We start from the raw sequence: 1,509 nt of genomic DNA, 5'->3' as shown, positions 1-1,509 counted from the left end.
GTTTGTCCGTAGGTGTCGGTGCGCAAAGCTTGGTTAAGGATTTTGTAGCCGGCTTTTTTATACTCGTTGAAAACCAATATGCAATCGGGGATATTATTCGAATCAAAGGCTTAACGGGAAAGGTTTTGGAACTGACCTTGCGAACCACGAAGTTGGAAGGGTCGGACCATGTGATACACACTGTTCCGAACGGCTTAATTGATACGGTGACAAACTACTCGAAAGAAACGTATTTCGGAGCCGTCCGCATTTGTGTCTCCCAAGACTACGATCCGGAAAAGGTTATGAAAATTTTAAATGATTCTTTGGCTGCCGTGTCGGGGCTCAAGGAATTGAAACCCGGAGCCGCCGTGTCGGGCCTGTCTTCTATGGACAAAGACTCTTTTTTCTATGATGTGAAGCTGCCGTCGGCGTGGGTCGACTCATGTACCGTGTGTGCGGCTTATCAGTACGAGGCAGCCAAGCGTCTGTATACTGCTGGTATCGTCCTACGCAGTATTCGTATAGGTGGTCCCGAACTTGTTAAAGAAAACGGTATGTCCGCGTAAGGAGTGAAAATATGACCGATTTTGTCAAATATGCAATCGGAGATATTGTGCAATTGAAGAAAGCACATCCCTGTGGTTCATTTGAATGGGAAGTAGTACGGACGGGTGTCGATTTTATTATTGTTTGTTGCGGTTGCGGTCATCGCGTCATGGTATCGCGACCTAAATTCGAAAAATCCGTAAAGAAAATTATTTCGCATAAGGAAAAATCATAAAGCAGTGCGGTATAAGAATTTGCTTATGCCGCACTCTTTGCAGGCTGATGAGAGTCGAAAAATTGACAGGTAAATAGGCTTTACCTATAATGAGTAAAGAAAAAAGAAATGGGAGTCGAAGGTTATATTTCTCCACCCGTTTCGGACAAGGGAGATGAAGGCGGCTGTATACTTCGACAGCCGCCTTTTTTAGAGGAGGCACGCATGCGATTACGTAGAAAACCGTGGATTGACGAGGCAATACGGGAGTACGACTCCTTCGTATACTTGCAACCGCAGGAGGACCTGAAAGGAAGATGGCGTGAGGTCTTTGATAATCCGACGGCGCCTTTGTGGGTTGAGCTCGGTACGGGAAAGGGAAACTTCATATCTCGCTTAGCCGATATTCACAGAGAGGTTAATTTTATAGGCATTGAAGTGCAATTGGGGGTTTTATACTATGCCGCTAAGAAATGTGCGGCTGCCGAACTTACCAATGTACGCTTGTTACGGTTTGATGCCGCTTTTTTGGAAACTCTCTTTGCACCCGGCGAAGTAGATCGCTTTTTTATCAATTTCTGTGACCCTTGGCCTAAAAAACGGCACGCCAAACGCCGCTTGACCTACAGGGGGTTTTTGGATCGCTATGCACGTTTGTTGGCTGCTGACGGAGAAATTCACTTTAAGTCCGATAATGCGGGACTTTTCGACTTTACGTTGGAAGAGTTCAACGCTCGTCACTGGCCTTTGTCAGAGGTAACCTACGA

The 1,509-nt window shown here is 46.1% G+C and carries 3 protein-coding genes; all 3 read left to right on the top strand.

Going from position 1 to position 1,509, the window contains the following annotated elements:
• Positions 1-548: mechanosensitive ion channel family protein (locus PGX78_RS08175; RefSeq protein WP_270446450.1), on the top strand; the 548-nt coding region annotated here is incomplete at its 5' end.
• A gap of 11 nt (positions 549-559) precedes the next feature.
• Complete coding sequence (locus tag PGX78_RS08170; protein WP_006941327.1) at positions 560-763, top strand: DUF951 domain-containing protein; 204 nt, start codon at positions 560-562, stop codon at positions 761-763.
• Between the two features lie 204 nt (positions 764-967).
• Positions 968-1,509 (top strand): tRNA (guanosine(46)-N7)-methyltransferase TrmB (trmB, locus tag PGX78_RS08165; RefSeq protein ID WP_270446447.1); only part of this gene is annotated, 542 nt, incomplete at its 3' end.

This window comes from Megasphaera sp. AF13-6AC (assembly GCF_027685385.1).
GTDB classification, from domain to species: Bacteria; Bacillota; Negativicutes; order Veillonellales; family Megasphaeraceae; genus Megasphaera; species Megasphaera micronuciformis.
This window is presented reverse-complemented; position numbering and strand designations above follow the sequence as displayed.

What these genes read in the sequence shown, in the direction of transcription:
- PGX78_RS08170 (WP_006941327.1), top strand. Translation starts at nt 560, where the DNA reads ATGACCGATTTTGTCAAATATGCAATCGGAGATATTGTGCAATTGAAG.